At 50.3% G+C, this 24,730-nt stretch carries 3 protein-coding genes; all 3 read left to right on the top strand.

The features are described from left to right. Positions 1-13 precede the first annotated feature (13 nt). The 3 genes from NYE36_RS12590 to NYE36_RS12580 are packed head-to-tail and all read left to right on the top strand — an operon-like array spanning position 14 to position 24,682. Positions 14-12,601: a type I polyketide synthase gene (locus NYE36_RS12590; RefSeq protein ID WP_342496859.1), complete on the top strand. Its 12,588-nt coding sequence runs from the start codon at positions 14-16 to the stop codon at positions 12,599-12,601. An 18-nt stretch (positions 12,602-12,619) separates the two neighbouring features. Continuing rightward, complete coding sequence (locus tag NYE36_RS12585; RefSeq protein WP_265451344.1) at positions 12,620-18,916, top strand: beta-ketoacyl synthase N-terminal-like domain-containing protein; 6,297 nt, start codon at positions 12,620-12,622, stop codon at positions 18,914-18,916. 39 nt (positions 18,917-18,955) lie between these two features. Beyond that, entirely contained in the window at positions 18,956-24,682 is a 5,727-nt protein-coding gene (locus NYE36_RS12580; RefSeq protein ID WP_265451345.1) for a type I polyketide synthase, read from the top strand. Positions 24,683-24,730: the final 48 nt, after the last annotated feature.

Genomic DNA, 24,730 nt, shown 5'->3' with positions numbered 1-24,730 from the left:
GGATGGTATCCTCATGAAATGTATTAACGAATTTTTAAGAACGGTAATAGCGGAAAAGCTGGGTGCCGAGGTGACCGAGGCGGAAGATAAAACCGCTTTTTTTACTCTTGGCGTGACGTCTCTCATCAGTGAAGAAATCATGACCATATTGCATAAAGAATTTACCGGCCTTTCTGAAACGCTGCTGTTTGAATATCCGAACATTGAGAAATTGAGTGAGTTTTTAAGTGCGCAGAAACGAAATCCCGAAAGCGTTCTTGAATTCAAAGAAACGGAGCCTGATACGGGAAGCCCGCAGGAAGAAGAATTGCTTCCCGTACAGGCGGCTGAAAAGGTGCCTGAACCGGCAACGGACGGGAGCTCTGATATTGCGGTTATCGGAATGAGCGGGATGTTTCCGAAAGCGGAAAACCAGCATGATTTTTGGAACAATTTAATGGAAAATAAAGATTGTGTCTCTGAAATCCCAGAGGACAGATGGGACAGCTCTTATTACTCGGAAGAGAAAACGGCAGAATACGCGTCATACAGTAAATGGGGAGGTTTTATTGATCATCCGGATCAATTTGACCCGCTGTTTTTTTCTGTTTCCCCGTGGGAAGCTGATTTAATGGACCCCCAGCAAAAATTGTATGTCACGTGCTGCTGGGAAGCGATGGAGGATGCCGGTTACGGGAACCCGGCGGCCAGGCCGACGGATCAAATCGGTGTATTCGCCGGAGTGACCTGGAATGAATATTCATTAATTGCACACGAAGAAGGTTTCCTCAAAGATCAGTACAAAGGCCCCGGCTCCTTATATTGGGGCATTCCGAACCGGGTTTCTTATTTCCTTGATCTCCATGGCCCGAGCATCGCTGTTGATACGGCGTGTTCTTCATCGCTTGTCGCCGTCCATCAGGCTTGTCAGGCCATTATGTCGGGCGACTGTGAAATGGCGCTTGCCGGAGGCGTCAACCTCAGCTTACATCCGCAAAAATACATGTTTTTAAGCCAATCACATTTTCTGTCTTCTGAAGGAAAATGCCGCAGTTTCGGTGAAGGCGGAGACGGTTACGTGCCCGGCGAAGGCGCGGGAGCCGTTTTGTTAAAACCATTGAAAAAAGCGATTGCGGACAAAGACCACATCTACGGTGTCATTAAGGGGTCAGCCACTAATCACGGCGGCAAAACGACCGGGTATACGGTGCCGAATCCGGAAGCGCACCGGGACCTGATTTTATCCGCTCTAAACAGAGCCGCGGTAAGTCCGGCGGATATCAGCTACATTGAAGCTCACGGAACCGGCACGGCGCTCGGCGATCCGATTGAGATACGCGGCCTGTCTATGGCATTTGATAAACAGACCGATGAGAAAAACTACTGCGGAATCGGCTCGGTGAAATCCAATATCGGACATTTGGAAGCGGCTGCAGGGATCGCCGGTTTAATCAAGGTGCTTTTAAGCATGAAACATGAAACGCTTCCCGCCAGTCTGCACTCCGAGGAACTGAACCGCAAGATTTCTTTTTCTGATTCGCCATTTTATGTCGTCCGAAACAACCGGCCGTGGCCGGCTGAAGGAGATAAACCGAGAATCGCCGCAATCAGTTCATTCGGCGCAGGAGGCTCTAATGCCCATCTGATCGTAGGTGCTTATCAGCCAAAACGGCAAGCGGACGGGAATACTGAGCAAAAACCGCATGCCGTCGTATTAAGCGCACATACCGAACAGCAGCTGAAAGAATATGCCGGGAAATTAAGCTCTTTTCTTGCCCGATTGGAAAACCTGCCTTCTGCCGGCGGATACAGTCTGGAAAATATCGCTGCCACCTTATTGTCAGGCAGAGAGCCTTTCTCCTTCCGGCTTGCTGTCATTGCATCATCCCTTTCTGAGCTGAAACGGCAATTGGACGGATTTGTAAGCGGTCACAGCGACGGCAGGTATATGTACTTCGGAAAAGCGTCACCCGGGCGTCCGGACGTTTCAGGCCAATCCGTTTCAGATCCTGAGAAATTTGCCGCGCTGTGGGTGAAAGGCCTTCAAGGTTGCAAAAAGCCGGAAACGCCGTATCAGAAAGTTCCGCTTCCTACGTATCCGTTTTTAAAGGAAACGTCCTGGCTGACCGATCAAAAAAAGCGGTATACAAAAAAGCCCCAAAATATCAAAAGGCGTGAAGCGCTGCATCCTCTGCTTGATGAGAATGTTTCATCCGCCCGGAAAGGGACGTTTCAAAAGATATTTTCCAAGGATGAATATTTCTTTAAAGATCATTTAGTGAACGAAAAATATGTGCTTCCCGGAGTCTGTCATCTGGAAATGGCGGCATACGGCGCGGGATTGTGGGGAGAACGCCCGGTCGTCTCTCTTCAAAGTGTGTGGTACATGGAGCCGATTGTGACAGGGACAGACCCAAGATCCGTCATGATAGAGTTTGAAGCAGAAAAAGAGCGTATAAGCTATGTCATTAAAGAAAAAGGAGCGGACGGCACCCTCTTTTCGCAAGGAGAAGTGATTTGTAAAGAAAAAGGGACGTCTTTAGAGGCCCCGGCCTTTCAGCTCCCGGCGCCATTTGCGCAGAGAACGGAGCCGGAAGACATCTATCACTCGTTCTCTGAGGCGGGAATCGTGCAAAAGGACAGTTTTCAGGTCATCCGCGAATTCTCTTATACAGAAAGGAAAGCACTGGCCAAATTAACGCTCCCGTCACACTTGGAAGCCGATTTTAAACAGTACATCCTACATCCGTCCTTAATGGATGGCGCTGTTCAAACTGCAATGGCGCATGTGCTGCAATTTCAAAAAGAGCCTGCGCTTATCGTACCGTTTTCCTTCGGAGAAATACAGCTGCTTGAACCGTTAGCGAAAACCGTATTTGTGCATGCGGAGGTAAAAGCGGCCTCCGTTCACCAATTTGATCTGCATATTTGTGATGAGCGCGGCGTGCTGTTGGCGGCAGTGAAAGATTTTATCATAAAAGAGGTGCAGGAAAGCGCCGGGTTTAACCAAAAAGCCGGCGTCACGCCGAAGAAAAGCCGTGAAACGGAATTGCTTATGACACCGGTTTGGAACACCGTCACCATTCCGGAAACCGGCATGTCTTTCATGCGTGAAGAAAAAATAATCGTCATCGGGGCCGGGCCGGATTTTCAGCAGGCTTTGAAAGAGATGTATTCCGATGTCCGTTTTCCGGACATCACTTCTTTGGACAGCGCGGAACAAATGGCTGAAACATTGAAAGCGCAAGGCTCTTTTCAACACATGATATGGGCGGCGCCGGATCATCCCATTCCATCCGTTTATGATGCGGATACGGCCGAGGGACAGGAGCACGGGGTCATGCAGCTTTTCCGGCTGGTAAAAGCGCTTCTGCTTCTGAATTTTGACATGGAACAACTATCATTGACAATCTGCACGTTTCAAGCACAGCCGATTCATGAACATGATGAGGTCAATCCGAGTCATGCAAGCATACACGGATTAGCGGGGTCGCTCGCAAAAGAATACACCAATTGGAGCATCCGGCTTCTTGATTTGGAATCTCAAAGGGGAGACCGGCATCTCCCCGATGTCTTCTCTTTACCGGCGGACTCCGAGGGAAATCCGTGGGTATTTCGTGCAGGTCAGTGGCACCGCCAGCAATTGGCCGTCTGCCAGCCTCATGCAGATGAGCCTTCATTATACCGGCACGGCGGGGTTTATGTGATTATCGGCGGAGCAGGCGGAATAGGAGAAGTATGGACTGAATATATGATTCAGACCTATCAGGCGAAAATTATCTGGATCGGGAGACGGAAAAAAGATACACAGATTGAAAGAAAGCTGAAAAGACTTGCAGCTTTAGGTCCCGCACCGCAATATTTCAGCGCGGATGCTGCGGATTATGACTCTCTCAAACGGGCGTATGACACTATTGTGAAGGAAAATGGAAAGGTCCGCGGAATCATTCACTCCGCCATCGTGTTATCAGACCGAAGTTTTGCCAATATGGAAGAGGAGCAGTTCCGCGCTTCACTTTCTGCAAAAACTGATGTGAGCTTGCAGATTGCCCGGGTAGCTGAAGGGGAACCCTTGGATTTCTTGCTGTTTTTCTCTTCGATGATGTCGTTTCAAAAAGCGCCGGGACAGAGCAATTATGCCGCCGGGTGCACGTTTAAAGACGCTTTTGCTAAGCGGATCTCACAGAAAGCGCCGTATGCCGTAAAAGTTGTCAATTGGGGCTTTTGGGGAAGTGTCGGCGTTGTCGCTTCAGAACAATACCGGAAACGGATGGAGCGGGACGGAATCGCTTCTATTGAGGCGCCCGAAGCGATGAAAACGCTGGAAACCCTGCTTTCCGGACCTCTTGACCAGCTGGCGCTGATCAAAACGACAGATCTGGTTTTTATGAAAGACGATCTGAAAGAACAAGTAACGGTTTATCCGGAAAAGATTCCTTCCGCACTCGGACAATTAACGGTTAACATCACGCAGAATGACGAAGCTGAGCGGTTAAAAGCATCAAGTGTCATGAGCTGCATGAGAGAGATGGAGTCCCTTATTGAAAAAATGCTTGTATCAACCCTTTATGAGATGGGAGCCGGGCTTGGTCAGGCTTTGCCGTTATTTCAATCGGCTGCCGGCATAACGGAACAATACAGCAGATGGCTGAAAGAGAGCTTTGTCCTCCTGAATAAATTAGCGCTTACTCCGGAAAAAACGGATCTAGGGCAGGTGTGGGAGGAATGGGAGCGGAAAAAAGAGACTTGGCTGCGCCAGAAAGACATGAGGGCGCATGTCAGATTGGCAGAAGAGACATTGCGTGTGCTTCCAGACATTTTAACCGGTAAGCTTCCGGCAACGGAAGTGATGTTCCCTGACTCCTCTTTCCGTCTTGTGGAAGGCATTTACCGCAATAATATCATTTCTGATTTTTTCAATGACAAGCTTGCTGACACATTGATTGCAGTTTTGAAGGAACGTCTGGAAAAAGATCCGCAGGCGAAAATCCGCATTTTAGAAATCGGAGCCGGAACGGGCGGGACGAGCGCTGCGGTCATGAGAAAATTGAAACCGTATGAAGCGCATATTGCCGAATATTGTTTCACGGATATTTCTAAAGCATTTCTTTTACATGCAGAAGACATATTCGGTCCGGAATATCCTTATGTCACTTATAAAATATTCAACGCTGAGCAGCCGGTATCAGCAGAAGCGCCGGACATCGGCACGTATGACGCAGTGATCGCGACCAATGTGCTTCATGCGACAAAAAATATCCGCTCTGCGCTGCGCCATGCGAAAGCAATGCTGCAAAAAAACGGTCAGCTGTTTATAAATGAGATCAACAGCCGTACCATATTCAACCATGTGACGTTCGGCCTTCTTGAAGGCTGGTGGCTGTATGAGGATCATGATTTACGGATTCCGGGCTGTCCGGGGGTTGAGCCGGCCGGCTGGGCGGAAGCGCTTTCGCTTGAAGGGTTCGTCCATCCTCTGTTTCCGGCTGAAGCCGCACACGACTTAGGCCAGCAGATTATAGCGGCTGAAAGTGACGGAACGGTCAGGCTTGCCCTCCCGCAGGCGTCAGAAGAGAAGCCGGAGCGCCGTCCGTATGACGCAGATGGTCTTTCGGATGATACTTTGCATGTCAGCCTGAGAGAAAAAAGCGTTGAACTGTTGAAGAAGGTCATCGGTGAAGCGCTTAAAGTGCCGGCGCATCGTCTTTTATCCCGTGAACCTTTAACCGCATACGGATTGGATTCCATACTGGTCGTCAGACTGACCAACGCGTTAAAAGACGTCTTCGGTTCTGTCAGCAGCACTTTATTTTTTGAATATCAAACCATTGATGAGCTTGCTGATTACTTTCTGTCTTCCCGTAAAGAAGCGCTCGAGCGGCAATTCGGGAATGGACGGGCTCATCCCGAAAACGCCGGACGGGTGCAGGCTCCCGCAGAAAGCGCCGCGCCGATTCCAAACGTAAGGGAACGGGGCATCACATATCTGACGGAATTAATAGGAAAAACGCTGAAGATTCCGAGCGGGAGAATGGATCAGTCGGTTTCCTTAACCGCATACGGTTTGGATTCTATTCTGGTCGTCAGGCTCACAAATGCCTTTCGTAACGTGTTTGACCAAATGACCAGCACCCTCTTTTTTGAATATCAGACGATAGAAGAAATCGCGGATTACCTGCTTCTTTCTCAGCCGGAAGCATTTATGAAAGCGATGGGTGTGCGTAAGGCACAGCTGTCTGATCACACAGATAATCTGAATGTAAAACAAAACAAGATTCCTCAAAACGAGGAAGGCAGCAGGACGAACGGAGATCCCTATATCCAGGATATCGCTGTCATCGGTCTGTCAGGCCGGTATCCGGGCGCCGATCACGTTGATGAGCTGTGGGAAAATGTAAAAGCCGGCAGGCATTCTATTACTGAAGTGCCGAAAGATCGCTGGGACTGGAAAACGTTTTATAACGAGGAACGCGGAAAATGGGGGTCCATTTATTCAAAATGGGGCGGTTTTCTCGATGACATTGATAAATTTGATCCGCTGTTTTTCCGTATATCTCCCGCGGAAGCTGAAAGGATGGATCCGCAGGAAAGGTTGTTTCTGCAGACTGCTTATTCAAGCATTGAAGATGCGGGGTACACCCCGGCCACGCTTTGTGACAGCCGGAAAATCGGAGTCTTTGTCGGTGTGATGAACAGCAATTACCCGACAGTTCCCAGCGACTGGTCTATCGCAAACAGAGTATCGTTTTTGTTCAATTTCCAAGGGCCGAGTATGGCTGTGGATACAGCCTGCTCTTCTTCTTTAACAGCTGTCCATCTCGCCGCAGAAAGCCTGCGGAGCGGAATGAGTGAAACAGCGATTGCCGGCGGAGTCAATCTTATCGTTGATCCGGCCCACTATGAGCGGCTGTCCGCTTTTTCAATGCTGTCTCCCGGTGATAAATGCAAATCTTTCGGAGACAGTGCGGACGGTTTTGTTGACGGTGAAGGAGTAGGGGCGATTGTGTTAAAGCCGCTTGCTCAAGCGGAGAAAGACGGCGATCATATTTACGGCGTTATCAAAGGAAGCATGCTGAACGCAGCAGGCAGGACAAACGCTTATATGGTGCCAAATCCGAAAGCGCAGTTTGATCTGATCGCAGAGACGTTGAAACGGACAGACATTCACCCGAGAACGGTCAGTTACTTGGAAGCCCACGGAACGGGCACTGCGCTCGGTGATCCGATTGAAATCGACGGGTTAACGAAAGCTTTTCGCCTGACAACAGAAGACCGGCAGTTTTGTTCCATCGGTTCCATTAAATCAAATATCGGACATTTAGAAAGCGCTGCCGGGATTGCGGGGATCACCAAACTGCTTCTGCAATTGAAACATAAGAGGATTGCCCCTTCATTGCATGCCGCGGAATTGAATCCGAATATTGAGTTTGAGCACACTCCGTTTTTCGTACAGCAAAAAGAAACGGAATGGAAACGACCTGTCTTGAATATCACGGGTAAAATGAAGGAATATCCGAGAATTGCCGGCATTTCCTCGTTTGGAGCAGGAGGTTCAAACGCACATGTCATCATTCAGGAATATGTGCCGTCTGACAGCCTGAAACCAATGGAAAACGCGTCTGTTTCTCCGCAAAAACCGGCTGTTATCATTTTATCAGCGCGAAATGAGCAGCAATTATCAGAGCGCGCCCGCCAGCTTCTGGATGATGTCATAAGAAAAAAACGTTCTGACGGGGATTTGGCCAAGATCGCTTACACGCTTCAGGCGGGAAGAGAACCGATGGCTGAGCGGCTTGCATTTACGGCCGAGTCGATAGAAGAACTGAAAATGAAGCTTATGAGTTTCTCAAACGATCATAATATCGAACATGCTCATATCTGGCGGGGCAGGACAGCCAAACATCATTCATTGGCGGCTTCGCTCACTTCTGATGAAGATATGGCGCTTACCATAAATGCCTGGCTGAGAAAAGGGAAATACGGAAAGCTGCTTGACCTTTGGGTTAAAGGACTTGACGTCGATTGGTCAGCTCTTTATCAGTGCAACCCGGGCCGCATCAGTCTCCCGGCCTACCCTTTTGCCAAAGACCGATATTGGGTCACAAAAGCTGATGTGTCACTTGACAAAACAGGCTCAGCGAAAAGTGAGAAAGCAGCCAGACTTCACCCGCTGCTCCACGCGAATACATCGACCTTTACCGCCCAGCGTTTTACTTCTGTTTTTTCAGGACATGAACCGTTTTTTGCCGATCACATCGTCAATGGAAAACCGGTGCTTCCGGGCGCGGCTGCTTTAGAAATGGCCCGGGCCGCCGTTACATTTGCCGCCGAAGACTTGCCGGGCGGGAAAACGGGTGTAAGGCTCAAACAGATCGTTTGGCTCCGTCCGGTGACGGCGCTTTCTGAAGGAGTGACGCTTCATGTAAAGCTTCAGCCGGAAGAAAACGGAGACATCGCTTTTGAAGCGTATGCCGAAGGAGAAGAGCCGCTTGTCTTTTTCCAGGGAAAGGCCGTGCTCGAAGAGACGGAGCGTGCTCCTGTTCTCGATGTAGAAGCGGTTCAGGCGCGCTGCGGCGGCCGTCACTTGTCAAAGGCTGAGTGCTATGAAGCGTTCGACAGCCTCGGCATCACCTACGGACCGTCTCATCAGGCGCTTGACGCCGTCTATGCCGGAAGCGGAGAAGTGCTCGCAAAGCTCACTCTTCCGCCGTCCGCCCGCGAAGAAAAGGAGCCGTTCATCCTGCATCCGAGCATGCTGGACGCCGCCCTTCAGGCTTCTATCGGTCTCGTGCTCTCAGACGGTTCCGCGTCCGGACGGCCGTTTCTGCCGTTTGCCCTCCAGGATATGCAGGTGTTTTCTGCGTGCCGGGAGACGATGTGGGCGGTGCTTTCCTCAGCGGACGGCGCCTATCATATTGAGCTGTGTGATGAAAACGGTGCGGTATGTGTCCGATTGACGGGGCTCACCGCCCGTTTTCTGGAAGAGGAAACGGAGGAAAAACCGCTCTTGCTTCAGCCAAAGTGGCAGGAATCACCGCCGGATGAAGGCAGCGGACAAGAAGAGTCTTTCAGATACGTGACACTGTATGGCGGAATGAACGCTGAGGACATAAGCGGCGCCGTATGTGCGGCTGACGGCGAAGGTCCGATTGAAGACCGTTATGACGCCTGCGCGGCGGAGCTGTCAGCGATCGTCACGCGTCTTATCAAAGAAAAACAGAAGAAAAAAACGCTGATCCAGCTTCTTGTCCCCGACAGGGGGGAAGACAATGTATTGGCGGGGCTGGCCGCTTTTCTGAAAACGGCTCACCTTGAACATCCGAAGCTGTACGGCCAAGTCATCCAAGCCGATCCGGACGAGTCAGCCTCGGCGCTTCTTGCCAAGCTGAAAGAAAACCGGGCGCATCCTGAACAAGCGGAAATCCGTTATGAAGCCGGCAAACGTCTCGTCAGAAACTGGCGTCATCTGCCGGCGCCTCAAAGCGGCGCCGTTCCGTGGAAAGACGAAGGGGTCTACCTCCTCACCGGGGGAGCGGGCGGCATCGGCCTGATTTTCGCTGAAGAAATAGCCTCCCGCGTCAAAAACGCCGTCCTCGTATTAACGGGAAGGGCGGAAGCGCTTGATGAAGACCGCTCCGCCCGCTTACGGCGCTTGGAAGCGTCGGGTGCCCGCGTATTGTATCAACCGGTTGACGTGACAGACAGGGCGGCGGTCATCGCCCTCGTCCGCGGCATACAGGAGGTGCACGGAACACTCGACGGGATCATTCACGGCGCAGGCGTGATCGCTGACAACTACATTCTGAACCAGACAGAAAACGAACGGAAGACCGTCATGGCGCCGAAGGTGAAAGGGCTTATCAATCTTGATGAAGCAGCGAAAGATGTGCGGCTGGACTTTTTCATCCTGTTTTCTTCCTTGGCGGGAGGTATGGGAAATCCGGGGCAGGCCGGTTATGCGGCAGCCAACGCATTTATGGACGTTTATGCAGCCCGCCGGAACCGTCTCGTGCGGGACAACAGGCGGAGCGGGCAGACTCTGTCTGTCAACTGGCCGCTTTGGGAAGAAGGCGGTATGCGTGTGGACAAAGAGACCGAACGGCTGATGTACGAACAGACCGGAATGAGAGCCATGCGATCGGCGTCAGGCATCCAAGCGCTTTACGCCGCTTTTGCCTCCGGAGAACACCAGGTCATGGTGGCAGAAGGCGACGAAAAACGGATTCGAAAAAACCTGATGCCTGAAACGCCGGAACCGTCCAATCGCATTCATGTGTCAAGGAAGACGCCCGTCCATATGCCGAATAAAGTACAAGCGGAACTCAAACATATGATATCAGGCATTCTGAAGGTGAAAGAAGACGAGATAGATGCTGAATCAGAGATGAGAGATTATGGCTTTGATTCGGTTTCATTCACGCAGTTTGCAAATGAACTAAATAAAACGTATGGGCTTGAACTGACACCGGCCGTATTTTTTGAATACCCGACAGTCTTTCGTTTTGCCCAATACTTGCTGACGGAACATCCGGATACATTCGGCTCACAGGCAGAAACGGAGAAACCGGTTGTGCGTAAAAAAATGAAGACGGAGCCATTCTTGATTCCGTCCCGTCTTCCTAAAACAAAAACCGCAGCTGCACCTGAGCCCGTGGCGATAATCGGAATCAGCTGTGCATTTCCAATGGCTGAAAATCCGGAAATGTTTTGGGAGAATTTAGCCGGAGAAAAGGACTGCATTTCTGAAATACCGCCGGAGCGCTGGGACTGGAGACAGTATTACGGAGATCCGCAGAAAGATAAAAATGCGAGCAATGTAAAGTGGGGCGGCTTCATTGATGAAACCGCTCAATTTGACCCTTTATTTTTCGGTATTTCTCCGCATGAAGCCGAAATGATGGATCCTCAGCAAAGACTTTTAATGATGCATGTATGGAAAGCGATTGAAGATGCAGGCTGCTCTGCCAAAAGCCTGTCAGGAACAAATACAGGCATTTTTGCAGGCACGACAAACAGCGGTTACGCTCAGGAAGCTTCAAAGTTCCATATAGAGATTGAGGGTTCTTCCGCCGCCGGTACGGTTCCGTCAATCGGTCCGAACCGTATGAGCTATTTTCTGAATATACATGGGCCGAGCGAACCGATTGAAACCGCCTGTTCAAGCTCATTGGTCGCTGTTCACCGTGCGGTCAGGGCAATTCAGGCCGGAGACTGCGGCATCGCGATTGCAGGAGGCGTCAATGCTATTGTATCGCCGGATATGCATATCAGCTTTAATAAAGCGGGAATGCTCAGTGAAGACGGGCGATGCAAAACATTTTCCGATCAAGCGGACGGGTATGTCAGAGCTGAAGGTGCGGGCATGATTGTTTTGAAAACATTATCCGATGCGGAACGTGACGGCGACCGTATTTATGCCGTTATTCGCGGAACGGCGGAAAATCATGGCGGACGGGCGGCTTCCCTTACATCGCCGAATCCGAAAGCACAGACAGAAGTCATGATAAAAGCTTATCAGCAAGCGAACATCGACCCCCGTACAGTGAGTTATATTGAAGCCCACGGCACGGGAACGGCGCTCGGAGATCCGATAGAAATCAACGGACTCAAAGCGGCTTTTGCAGCGCTTTATCAGAAAGCCGGAGTAACGGCACCCGATCAGCCTCATTGCGCCATCGGTTCCGTCAAAACGAATATCGGCCACACAGAGCTTGCCGCCGGCATGGCCGGGCTTTTAAAAATTATTTTGCAGATGCAGCACAAAACGCTCGTGAAAAGTCTGCATTGTGAAACCGTTAATCCGTATATCAGCCTCGACGGCAGCCCGTTTTATTTCGTCCGCGACACTCAGCCGTGGAAAGCGGCGACTGATGATAGCGGAAATGAACTGCCGCGGAGAGCGGGTGTCAGCTCGTTCGGATTTGGCGGTGTCAATGCTCATGTCGTGCTCGAAGAATATGTTTCTCCTGTTGAAGAGAAACAATGGACGTCCGGTGAACTTCAGCCGTCCTTATTCATTCTCTCGGCAAAGACGGCGGAACAGCTGAAGGAACGTGCGGAACAGCTGCGCAGATATTTGGAAAAGACACATTCAGCTGACGGAGCTCTTGCGGGTATCGCTTATACGCTTCAGCTTGGCCGGGATGAAATGGAAGAGCGTCTTGCCGTCATTGCTGAAACAAAAGAAGAGCTTACGAACGCGCTGAATGATTTCCTCAGCGGCAAGGAGACGGGGCAGAATTTCTTTACAGGCCGGAACAAAGCGATGAAACAGCTGTTTACAGAGATGACGGACAACGCAGAAATGAGCGGGACCGTAGATCAATGGATTGAAGCAGGAAAGTATGCAATGCTTGCAAAATTATGGGTGCAAGGTTTACATGTCGACTGGAATAAATTATATCCGGACCAAAGGCCAAAAAAAGTCAGCCTGCCCGTCTATCCTTTTGCGAAAACACATTGCTGGATACCGCACAGTGCGCAGCATATAAGGCACCGGGAGACTTATGAGATTGATACGTCCCCGCTTGAGACTTATGAACGCCTGCTTGATGAATTGGAGAAAAACGAAATAAGCATAGAAGCCGCTGTAAAAAGAACGATCGGTTTTTACAGGGATTAGCGTAATGGAGGAAACCATATGAAAGAGTTTCTGCATCGGGTTTTTTCTGACGTCAAAAATAAAAAAATGACAAAACAGGATGCGATCGGCATTTTGCGCGATTATGATATGCGGATGGGACTTCGCCAAGCGGCTTCCCTTCATCCGCTTGCTCAGCAGCATATTTCCGATGAAACGGGACAGGGATTCTCGGCAGCTTTCAGCGGCCGGGAATTTTTTCTCGCTGATGTTTCTTTACAGCGTAAAAAGCTTATGCCCGGAGAACTTCTTTTGGAAATGGCGAGAGCTGCCGCTGTTTTGACAGTAAAGGAGACTGAGGCTGTCCGGCTGACGCATATCGTGTGGTCAAAGCCCATTCTGACTGAGGCTGAGCCGTTCCATATCGAAATCAGGCTGATACCCGCAGAGGGTGAAGCCAAAAGGTTTGAGATTTATAATCCATTTTCTGCCGATTTCAGTCATCATGATGTGTACAGCCAAGGGACGATTCAGCCAGTTGATGCTGCGCCCGGCATGCTGGATATCAGCCGCTTGAAGGAAAACAGCGGCTTCCTGATGGATCAGCAGCAAATTGAAGCCATCACTCAGAACGATATCGTTCAATACAGTGAGCACATGAAAGGAATTGAGCGTATTTACGCCTCAGCAGGACGGATGCTGGCAGACATATCAATTCCATTGACAAACCAAAAAGAATCCGCCCGATTCGGCCTTCCTCCCTGTGTGATGCAAAGTGTGACAGAGGCATGCGCGCTGCTTGGCGGCAAAGAATATAAAACGCTCGCCCCGGTTTCATTGGACGAGCTTTTGTTTTATGAATCTTGTCCTGACAAGGTATGGGCCGAGATACAAGAGAAGGCGGGGAGCTTTTATATTGATTTATGTGACGAAGAGGGGAAAATATGGGCTTCCTTGTCGGGGTTGAAGCTGCAGCCTGTCATCAAGACGGGCGCTCCCGGAAAAACCAATGCCGAACACCGCAGTGAACGTTTGTATGAACAAACGCTTCTTCAGCTCAAAACGCTTTTTGGCCTGACTACAAAAATTGCTGTTTCCAACATAGATACTGAAGAGCCGCTGGAAACCTACGGAATCGACTCAGTCACTGTGACGAAATTGAACCGCGAATTGTCTCTGCTTTTCGGTGACCTTTCCAAAACGGTTTTTTACGAATATAAGACACTGGGATCTCTGGCAGCTCACTTTGTCACGGATTATCCAAAAGAATGCCGAAAATGGACAAATGATGATGACCACCGTTCAGGCATATCAGAACAGGTTTTGGCAAATGAAGATTTTCCGGTGCTTCCGTCGTTTATCAAGCGAAAGAAACGGCCTGCTTTTTCCAATGAGAACCAGACAAAAGAAGGGATTGCGATTATCGGAGTCAGCGGGCGTTATCCGCAAGCTGAAACACTTGAAGAGTACTGGGATAACTTAGCGGCCGGAAAAGACTGTGTGACGGAAATTCCCGAAGAGCGCTGGGAAAAGGACAAGTACTACAACCCTGATCCTGAAGCGGCCGTGAAAGAAGGGAAAAGTTACAGTAAGCGGGGCGGGTTTCTGAAAGATGCCGCTTTCTTTGATCCGCTGTTTTTTCAAATTTCACCCCGTGATGCTTTGAATATGGACCCGCAGGAGCGTCTCTTTATTGAAATGTGCTGGCAGGTGCTGGAGGATGCCGGTTATACGAAGGAACAGCTTGAGAATTTGTATAACGGCCGGGTCGGCGTTTTTGCGGGCATTACGAAAAACGGGTACGGAATGTACTGGAAAAACGGCGGCACCCTGCAGCCGAAAACGTCGTTCAGTTCAGCGGCCAACAGAGTTTCCTATTTTCTTAATCTGAAAGGGCCGAGCATGCCGGTCGACACGATGTGCTCATCTTCGCTGACTGCAATTCACGAAGCGTGTGAAAACATCCTTCGCGGCGAATGCGACATGGCGATTGCCGGCGGTGTGAATGTGTATACGCATCCTTCGGCTTATGCGGAGCTCAGCGCCTATCGAATGCTTTCAAAAGACGGAACGTGCAAAAGTTTCGGTGAAGGCGGGGACGGATTTGTTCCCGGGGAAGGCGTCGGGGCCGTGCTGTTAAAGCCGCTGTCAAAAGCGATGGCTGATAAGGATCATATTTACGGTGTGATTCGCGGCACTCATATCAATCACGGCGGTAGAACAAACGGGTATACAGTGCCGAGTCCGAGCGCCCAGGCTGACGTGATTTCCGGCGCGCTTGAAAAATCGGGAATACATCCGCGGATGATCAGCTGTATCGAAGCCCACGGCACGGGTACTGAACTCGGAGATCCGATCGAGATTGACGGTTTGACCCGCGCATTTCAAACGAAAACGTCAGATAAAGGCTTTTGCGCCATCAGCTCAGTTAAATCCAATATCGGGCATTTGGAAGCCGCGGCAGGCATTGCCGGTGTAACGAAACTGCTGCTTCAGTTTCAAAAACGACAGCTGGCTCCCTCATTACATTGCCGAAAATTGAATCCGAATATTGCATTCGACCGGACGCCGTTTGTGGTGCAGCATGAATTGGCAGACTGGAAACGGCCGGTCATTGAGGAAAGCGGAGCGCAAAAAGAGATTCCGAGAATCGCGGGAATCTCTTCTTTTGGCGCGGGCGGGGCAAATGCCCACATATTGATAGAAGAATATATTGAACCTGATAGGGAGATTTATGAGCCATTCACAGATGAAGATCCCGCAGTCATTTTATTATCCGCCAAACAGGAGGCCAGCCTGAAGCAGCGGGCGCAGCAGCTTCTTCAAGCGATCAGAAAAAATGACGTCACAGACCGCAGCCTCCGGGATGCGGCTTACACCCTTCAAACCGGAAGAGAAGCGATGGAAGAACGTGCTGCGTTTATCGTGACGTCGACAGAGCAGTTAGCGGAAAAACTGCAGCGTTTTATTGACGGCGGGACAGACGGCTGCTTCAGGGGAAAAAGCAAACAGTATAAAGACATTCTAGCCGTTTTTAAGGATGAAGATATGCAGGAAGCCGTCCGTAAATGGATGAAAAGAAAAAAATTCGCGAAGCTTCTGGAACTTTGGGTAAAAGGGCTGAAGATTGAATGGTCAGAGCTTTATAACGGCAGCCTGCCGCATCGCATCAGCCTTCCCGGTTATCCATTTATAAAGGATCGGTATTGGCCGGACGATGCAGCGCCGGACAATGTTCGTGATGCTGAATCACATTCTGAAACATTTCGTGAAATCCGCTTTTTACAGAAAAGCTGGGCAGAAAGCAGCCGTGTTCCGGCTAAGGAAGTGCGGGGCGTCATCGGAATAGCTGCTGATCACCAGACAGGAAATTTAGCCGTTGAGCTGTCCCGTTATTTCCCCGAGTCTGAAATCATTGACGCTGCATCACCGGAAATATCCGGGGACGCGGCCCAATTTGGCGGTCTGATTGATGTGACCGGATGCGGGACGGAAATCAATCATGATGACGGCTGGATTCATCGTCTGCAGTCTCTCATTGACAACAGAAACCGCGGCCGAAAGCTTCAGCTGCTTTGTGTGACAAAGGGGCTTGAACCTTTTGCAAATGAAACGATAAATCTCTCAGGTGCAAAAAAGGCCGGATTGTACCGGATGCTCCAAAGTGAGTATAAGGATATCCGCTCGCGGCATATGGATGCAGAACGGACTGCCGAAGATCCTGAGCTGGCAAACCAGATCGCAGAGGAGTTTTTTCGCGATTCTGAAGACATCGAAGTGTGTTACCGAAACGGTGTGCGTTATCACGCGCGGTTAAAGGAAACAAACAGCTTAGCTGAAAAAGAATTTTCATTTCCGAAAGACCATGTGCTCTGGATCACCGGAGGGACCCGGGGGCTCGGATATTTATTCGCCCGGCATTTTGCCGAACGATACGGAGTCACGAAACTCGTGCTTACCGGAAAAGAAACAATGCCTCCGAAAGCGGAGTGGGATGATCATGTCAAACGGAATTCCCCGTTTTCCGATAAAGTGAGAAGAATCAGAGAGCTCGAACAAAAAGGTGTCCGAACGGAAGTGCTGTCTGTATCATCCGGCCCTGAATATGAGCAGGCCGTCAGCCGGGTGAAAGAGAAGATGGGCCCGATTGGAGGCGTGATACACGCAGCGGGAGCCGTAGATCTCGATCATCCGGCCTTTATCCGCAAAACAAGCGAACAGATGATGCCCGTGCTTGAGCCTAAAACAGACGGACTGGACCTTTTGTATCAAGCGCTGCACAAGGAGCCTCTCCGGTTTTTTGCGCTGTTTTCTTCAGTGTCCGGCGTGATGCCGGAATTAGGAGCGGGACAAAGCGATTATGCCATGGCTAACGCCTATATGGATTATTTTGCGGCCGCAAAAGGTTTTCCGGTTCTGAGCGTCCAGTGGCCGAGCTGGAAAGAAACGGGTATGGGCGAATCAAAAAGCCGGGCCTATCTGAAAAGCGGTTTAAAGAGCATCACTGACAGAGAAGGGCTGAGCCTGTTTGATGCCATCATGGCAGGCGATTGCGGATCTGTTATTATGCCGGCCGTCATTCACCCGGAAAAATGGGAGCCTGACCGTCTGCTGCTTTCATCCGGCCTTACTGAAACAAAGCAGCAGGAACAGGCCGATACAGAAAGCGTTGAGGAGTGGCTGACGGGCATTTGCTGCCGGGAATTAAGACTGGAGCCGTCAAGATTTGAATCTGATACACCGTTTCAAGATTACGGAGCCGATTCCATTATGCTTGCTCAAGTGTCCAGAGCGATCGGAAAGAGGATCAAAGCTGACCTTGACCCGGCGGTGCTGTATGAATACCCTACGGTTGCTGCGCTGGCGGGATGGCTTGAAACAGCATATCCCAAAATCAAAGCTGCCGTTTCAAAACCGGTTCAGCCTGAAATACCGGACGTTCCCATACAAACTGCAGCCGCTGTCATTCAGCCCTCTGGAGCTGCAGCGGCGCAAGACATCGCTGTTGTCGGAATGTCCTGCCGTTTTCCGGGAGCTGAATCAATTGAAGCTTATTGGAAGCTACTGTCTGAAGGAACGTCGGCTATTCAAAGGGTGCCGAAAGAACGCTGGAAAACGGAGAAGGCGGATTATGCGGGCCTTTTAAAAAATGTAACGCATTTTGACCCGGGGTTTTTCCTTATTCCCGAAGAAGACATCAAGGCAATGGATATCCAGTCCTTTCTTATATTAGAAGAGGCGCTTCATCTGTTCAGAGACAGCGGTTACTCTTTACAAGAAATGAAAGGCAGGTCAGCCGGTGTCTATTTAGGAGGACGCGGCGGCAGTATGCCTGATGAAAACCGTCTGAAGCATGCAAAAAATCCGATAGTCGCAGCCGGTCCGAATTACTTAGCGGCCAATCTTTCTCAGTTTTTTGATTTGAAGGGGCCGAGTCTCGTTTTGGATACGGCCTGTTCTTCAGCGCTTGTCGGGATGAATATGGCGATACAGGCGCTCTCTTGCGGTGAAATCGACTCAGCGGTGGTCGGGGGAGTCAGTCTGCTGGAATCCGGTCAAACCCACCGGATGTTCGAACTTCGCAAACTGCTAAGCGAAGAGCCTGCGTTTCATATTTTTGACCGCCGCACCGGCGGCATCGTATTGGGAGAAGGCGTCGGAATGGTGTATTTAAAAACAGCTGCCCAGGCTGTAAAAGACGGGGACCGGATTCATGCGGTCATTAAAGGCATTTCCGTAAACAATGACGGCAGAACCGCGGGGCCTGCCACACCGAATATACAGGCGCAGAAAGAAGTGATGGCCAAGGCGCTTGCCAAAAGCGGCAGAAAAGCGGAGGATATCAGCTACATTGAAGCAAACGGTTCAGGCTCTGAGGTAACCGACCTTTTGGAACTGAGGGCGATTGAAGCGGTGTACCGTATGCAAAACAGCGCGCCTTGTGAATTGGGTTCGATGAAGCCGAATATCGGACACCCGTTATGCGCTGAAGGGATTGCCGGATTCATTAAAACAGTGCTTATGCTCTCGCGCCGAATGCGTGTGCCTTTCCTTTCGGGCAAAGAGCCGATGACGCATTACGATCTGTCCGCCTCGCCGTTTTATTTTTCGCACGCTCTGCGTGAATGGACGAATTCACCGCGGATTGCCGCCGTCAGCAGTTTCGCTGACGGAGGGACAAATGCCCATGTCATAGTGGAAGCCTGGGAGCAAGAGGCGTATACCCCGGTCAGAAAGCCTTTGCCGAGACAGGAATTAAAACGCCGGCCTATTCGTCCGGGCAAAGCCGAAAGCCTGCATGAAAACACACATAAGTCCCGTCCGAATACGTTTTGGAAACAAATGAAGACTTACTGATTGCGCTGAAAATTGAACGTCGATATGGAGGAAGTTCATATGCAAGAGCAGCTTCTTATTAACAATCAGCATCCCGTTCTGAAACATCATAAAGCCTATGGAAAGGAACTGCTGCCGGGTCTGGCTTATATTGACCTGATCTATCAGACTTTCAGAGAAAACGGTTTTTTTCATGCCGGCCTTGAACTCAGGCACTTATCGATTTTTCACCCTTTAGCTCCTGAACAGGGAGAAACAATCCTGCTTTCCGTTGACTGTACAGAGAACGGCGAAGAGCAGTGGAAGGTAGAGGTGAAAGGGCAAAAACAAGGTGACGAAGCAGCAGAGACAAAGGTATATGCCGCGGCGCAAATGCATTCCGTCAAGCCCGCCGGCTTCCAAGAGAGCGTCCGGATGGATGCCGTAAAACAAACGGCGGCAGAAATACCGCTTGAGGACATTTACGCGGAATGCAGGGATCAAGAACTGGTTCATTCAGGAATGATGAAAGGCTGCGGAAGCGTCTACCAAACTGAAAAAGAGATTTATATTGATCTGTCGGTGCAAAAGGATCAGCTGGAACATGCAGAAGAGGCGATGTTTCATCCCGCATTGATAGATGCGAGCAGCATCGGCTCCAATGTATATCTTGCTCCTTTGACGAGGGAGGAGGGGCAATTATTTCTGCCGCTGTTTTATGAATCGTTTTATTGCACCGAATTGCTGCAGACAACATGTATCACCAAGATAAAAAAAGAATCCGTCACCCGTAAAAAAGATCTCGTTTACGTGACAATGGAGTTTTTCAATGAGGAAGGCAGAAAAGTCGGCGAACTGAAAAACTTCGCCAATAAACTGGTGAGGGACCCGGAACTGATCAATCAGAAACGGCAAAAGAAAGAACCTGACGGGCGGAATGCCGTCCCGGCTCAAAGAGCGGAACCGGCGCCTTCTGAGCCCCGCCGTACGGAGGCTTCCGCCGGCCTTACTGAACAGTGCATCCTTTATTTAAAAGAATTGCTTGCCGCCCGATTGAACAAACCTGTGAAAGAGATTGACCCGGATATCGGCTACTATGAAATGGGGCTGGATTCTCCGGGGCTGTTGGACATGGTAAAGGAAATTGAACAAAAAATCGGAACGCAGCTTCTGCCGACACTGTTATTTGAATACACGACCATCGCGGAATTGGCGGGATATTTGTGCGAACATTACGGAGCCGGTTTCGGCCATGCTCAAAGCGGGCATTCAAGTGCTGAGCCTTTGCCCCGGGAAAAAAAGAGGACAACCCAAATCCGCGTGAAAAAATCGGCGTCAGCCGGAACGCAGAATGGAGATATTGCGATCGTCGGGATGGCGGGACGGTACCCCGGCGCCAAAAATCTTCGTGAATTTTGGACAAATTTAAAAAATGGAGAAAACAGCGTAACGGAAGTGCCTCGTTCCCGCTGGGATACGAGGACATATGAGCATTTGCGATCGCCGTCCGGCAAGCCGATTTCCAAATGGGGCGGTTTTATAGACGATCCGGATTGTTTTGATGCGAAATTTTTTCGGATTTCTCCGCGGGAGGCAGAAGCTAAAGATCCGCAAGAACGATTGTTTTTAGAAACATGCTGGGAAACGATTGAGGATGCGGGCTACACCCCGGAAACAATCGTTCAGCCGAAAGGGCCGAATAAGAGAATGAACGTCGGTGTGTTTGCCGGGGTGATGCATATGGATTATTCTCTCGCCGGCGCTGAAGCTGCTGCTAAAGGGCTGGTCTTTCCTTATCCCTTGAACTATGCGCCGATCGCAAACCGGGTTTCATATTTTTGCAATTTTCACGGGCCGAGCATGGCGGTTGACACGGTGTGTTCGTCATCTTTGACGGCCGTTCATATGGCGGCGGAAAGTCTGAGACGCGGTGAATGTGAAGCAGCTCTTGCCGGAGGCGTCAATTTATCATTGCACCCGACAAAATATATCACATACGGCTTGATGGATATGCATTCGAGTGACGGGCTGTGCCGCACGTTCGGCGAAGGAGGCACAGGCTATGTCTCAGCTGACGGCATCGGAGCCGTGCTGCTGAAGCCGCTCCACAAAGCCGAAGAAGATAAGGATCATATTTATGCGGTGATAAAAGGCAGCGCCGTCAATCACGTGGGGACCGTCAGCGGGATTACCGTGCCGAGCCCCGTGGCGCAGGGGGATATGATAGCTGAATGTCTTGAAAAGACGGGGATCGATCCCCGGACGATTTCTTATGTGGAAGCGCACGGAACCGGAACTTCTTTAGGAGATCCGATTGAAATACAAGGTCTTGTTAAAGCTTACCGCACGTTTACGGAGGATCGGCAATTTTGTGCGATCGGTTCCGTTAAATCGAATATCGGACATGCGGAATCAGCTGCCGGGATCAGCGGGCTTCATAAAACGGTTTTGCAGCTGTTTCACAAAACGCTTGTCCCTTCTTTGCACTCAGAGACGATTAATCCGTATCTCCGTTTAGAGGACTCGCCATTTTACGTGCAGCAAAAAACCGAGTCATGGAAAAAGCCGGCGTATACAGAGAACGGCCGTAAACATTCCTGTCCGAGACGCGCAGGCATCAGTTCATTCGGGGCGACGGGTTCAAACGTTCATCTCATTTTAGAAGAGTACAGGCCTAAAAACCCCGGTATTACGGAGGATCAAGAGAGACCGTATATCGTGCCTCTGTCAGCGAAAAATCCGGAGCGGCTGAAGGAATACGCTGCCCGCCTGCTGATGTTTCTCAAAGATAAAGCGCTTGAAGGAAGCGGTCCGCTTCATGACAAAAGAGATACAATGCAAAATCAGCTGGAAAATGCGTTGCGAGGTGTTCTGGCCGAAGTTCTGCATGTTGCGGCCGGTTCGGTAGATGATGAACAGGATTGGAAGGAATTCGGCTTGGATGTCATGCAGCTGACACAGTTTTCTGAGCTGATGACGGATCAATACGGGCTGGCAATAGACATGACTGATCTCATACAGCATACTTCCGTCCGGACTTTAGCAGAATGTCTGACAAACGATGAGAAACATAAGAATATTCTTTCCGGTCTTTTCGGCCAGCCGGGCTTAGATAAGCAGCCTGGTGAATCTTTTTCCCTGCGGTCACTGGCGTATACGCTGCAAACGGGACGGCTGGCAATGGAAGAGCGGCTTGTTTTTTTAGTGAACGATCAAGCAGACCTGATCAAGAAATTAACTGAATTTACAGAACAAAAACGGCAGATTGACGGCTGCTTTCAAGGGCGGTCTGACAGCGGAACGGAAATCAGGGGTTTCCTGAATGATGATCAGGATACGGAGGAGCTGATCCGAAAATGGATGGACAGCGGCACTTACAAAAAACTTGCGGAGCTGTGGTCAAAAGGATTTGAGATAGACTGGACGCGGCTGTATCAGGAGGAGAAACCGCGCAGGATGAGTCTGCCGACGTATCCGTTTGCAAAGGAACGATATTGGATACCGGAGCCCGATCATCCCGTCACTTCAGTAAATACAGAAAGCAGGCTTCACCCGCTGCTTCACCGCAATACATCAGATTTGCTAGAACAAAAATTCAGTACGATACTGAACGGAGATGAATTCTTCTTAGCCGATCATATCGTCCGAAACAAGCGTGTTCTCCCCGGGGCGGCTTATCTTGAAATGGCGAGAGCCGCGGCTGAACTGGCTGCCGCGCCGTTAGCCGCTGAATACACGGCTAAAACCGGCATTTCGCTGCGGTATATCAGCTGGATACGCCAGGCCGTTCATAAAAAAGAGCCTCTGCGTATGACGACAGGGCTTTCTTTGGAGGATAACGGCAATGTTTCATTTCAAGTGTACAGCAGTGAAAATGATTCAGACATTTATTGTGAAGGCAGTGCTGTGATTGAGCCGCTGTCTGAGGCGCCGGTTTTGCATATTGAACAGCTGAAAGCGCGATGCCACAAAAAAGTGCTGTCAAAAGAAGACTGCTACGTGGCGTTTGCAAAGGCGGAAATTGTATACGGACCTTCACATCAAGGAATTGATCACATTTATTGCGGGGAAAAAGAAGCCTTGGCTAAATTGGTGCTCCCCGCTTCCGTTTCTGATGAGGCCGAACAGTTTATGCTCCATCCGAGCCTGATTGATTCCGCTTTTCAGGCGGCCATCGGCGTTATGAATGAAGATCAAGCGGGTTATCCGGAGCAGCCGTTAATGCCTTTTGAATTGCATGAACTGACCGTTTTTCATCCGTGCAGGCCAAACATGTGGGCTGCCGTGTTTGTGACGCATGAAACACCGGCCGTGCGAAGAATGGACATTGATATATGTGATGAACGCGGCAATGTGTGTGTAAGGATAAAAGGATTTTCTGCCCGGATGGCCGAAAGTGAACCGGCCGTTACCGATAATAAGCAATACGATCTCCCGGGTAACCTTACCGGAGCCGTCAAACTGATGCAGGTATGGGACGCGGAACCGATAGACAACCAAACCGGCTTCCCCATTTCTGAAGCAAAAGCTGTCATCATAGGCGGTACAGACGGGCAGGCGGACGCGGTTTTACGATTGTTTCCTAAAGCTGTGCGATTTGATATCGGCCAAAGTGCTTCCGTTGAAGTGATATCTGATCGGCTCCGCCGTCTCGGTGAGATTCAGCATATGATCTGGTTTGCCCCTCAGCCGGCTGATTCTGACAGCCATGATCAAAAAAGCGGGGTGCTGCAAATTTTCAGAGCGGCCAAAGCTCTTATCGGTCTCGGGTATGGAAAAGAGCAGCTCGGGATGACGGTGATTACGCACCAAGCACAGCCTATTACCCAATATGATGAGGTGCGTCCCGCTCATTCCAGTGTGCACGGTTTCGTCGGGTCTCTCGCTAAAGAACATCCGAGCTGGCACATCCGTCTCGCCGATCTTGAAGACGGGGGGGATTTCCCCGCAGAAGACATATTCAGCCTGCCCCGCGACCGTACGGGTAAAGCATGGGTGCGCAGACATCAGGAATGGTACCGGCCTCAATTGCTTCCGGTCCAAAGCGGGCCGTCTGAAAGTGTTCCTTACCGATATGGAGGCGTATATGTCATCATCGGCGGTGCGGGAGGCATCGGCGAGGTTTGGACAGATTATATGGTGACGACGTATAAAGCCCGAGTCGTCTGGATCGGGAGGCGGCCGCTGGACAGCCGGATACGCCAAAAAATAGACCGGTACCGGCCATCAGGCCCGGCTCCCGAATATATAGCGGCAGATGCTTCTGATCTTCCATCGCTTCAGCGCGCCTATGAACAGATTAAAAACACATACGGCACCATCAGCGGCGTCGTTCATTCAGCGATGGTATTTGCGAATGAAAGCGTAAAAGATATGGAAGAATCACAGTTTCACGCCGGTCTTGCGGCGAAAGTGGATATTTCCGTCAACATTGCCGAAGTATTTGCGAAAGAGTCTTTGGACTTTATTCTCTTTTTCTCTTCGGTTATTTCATATATTAAGAATCCGAATCAAAGTCATTATGCGGCGGGGTGCGCATTTAAAGACGCATTTGCCCATGAGCTTTCCGGACGGCTGTCATGCCGGGTCAAAGTGATGAACTGGGGTTATTGGGAGCGGGCTGACAATCACATTTCTGAAGAGTTTGACAGACTGAGTGCAATCGGTCTCGGGCTGATCAGCCGGGCGGAAGGGATGCAGGCGCTGGAAACTCTGCTGACGCAGCCGATCTCCCGCATGGGGCTGATGAAGCTGACCAAGCCGATTCCGATCGAGGGAATGAACCCTCATGAATTTGTGACTATCTGATTGCCTGTCAAATTGACGGAGCAAATTTAATTTTCTTAGGAGGATAAG

Source organism: Bacillus sp. FSL R5-0593, from assembly GCF_038603755.1.
In the GTDB taxonomy this organism is placed as follows: Bacteria; Bacillota; Bacilli; order Bacillales; family Bacillaceae; genus Bacillus; species Bacillus velezensis.
The sequence above is the reverse complement of the archived record's forward strand: the minus strand, read 5'-3'. Positions and strand labels throughout refer to the sequence as shown.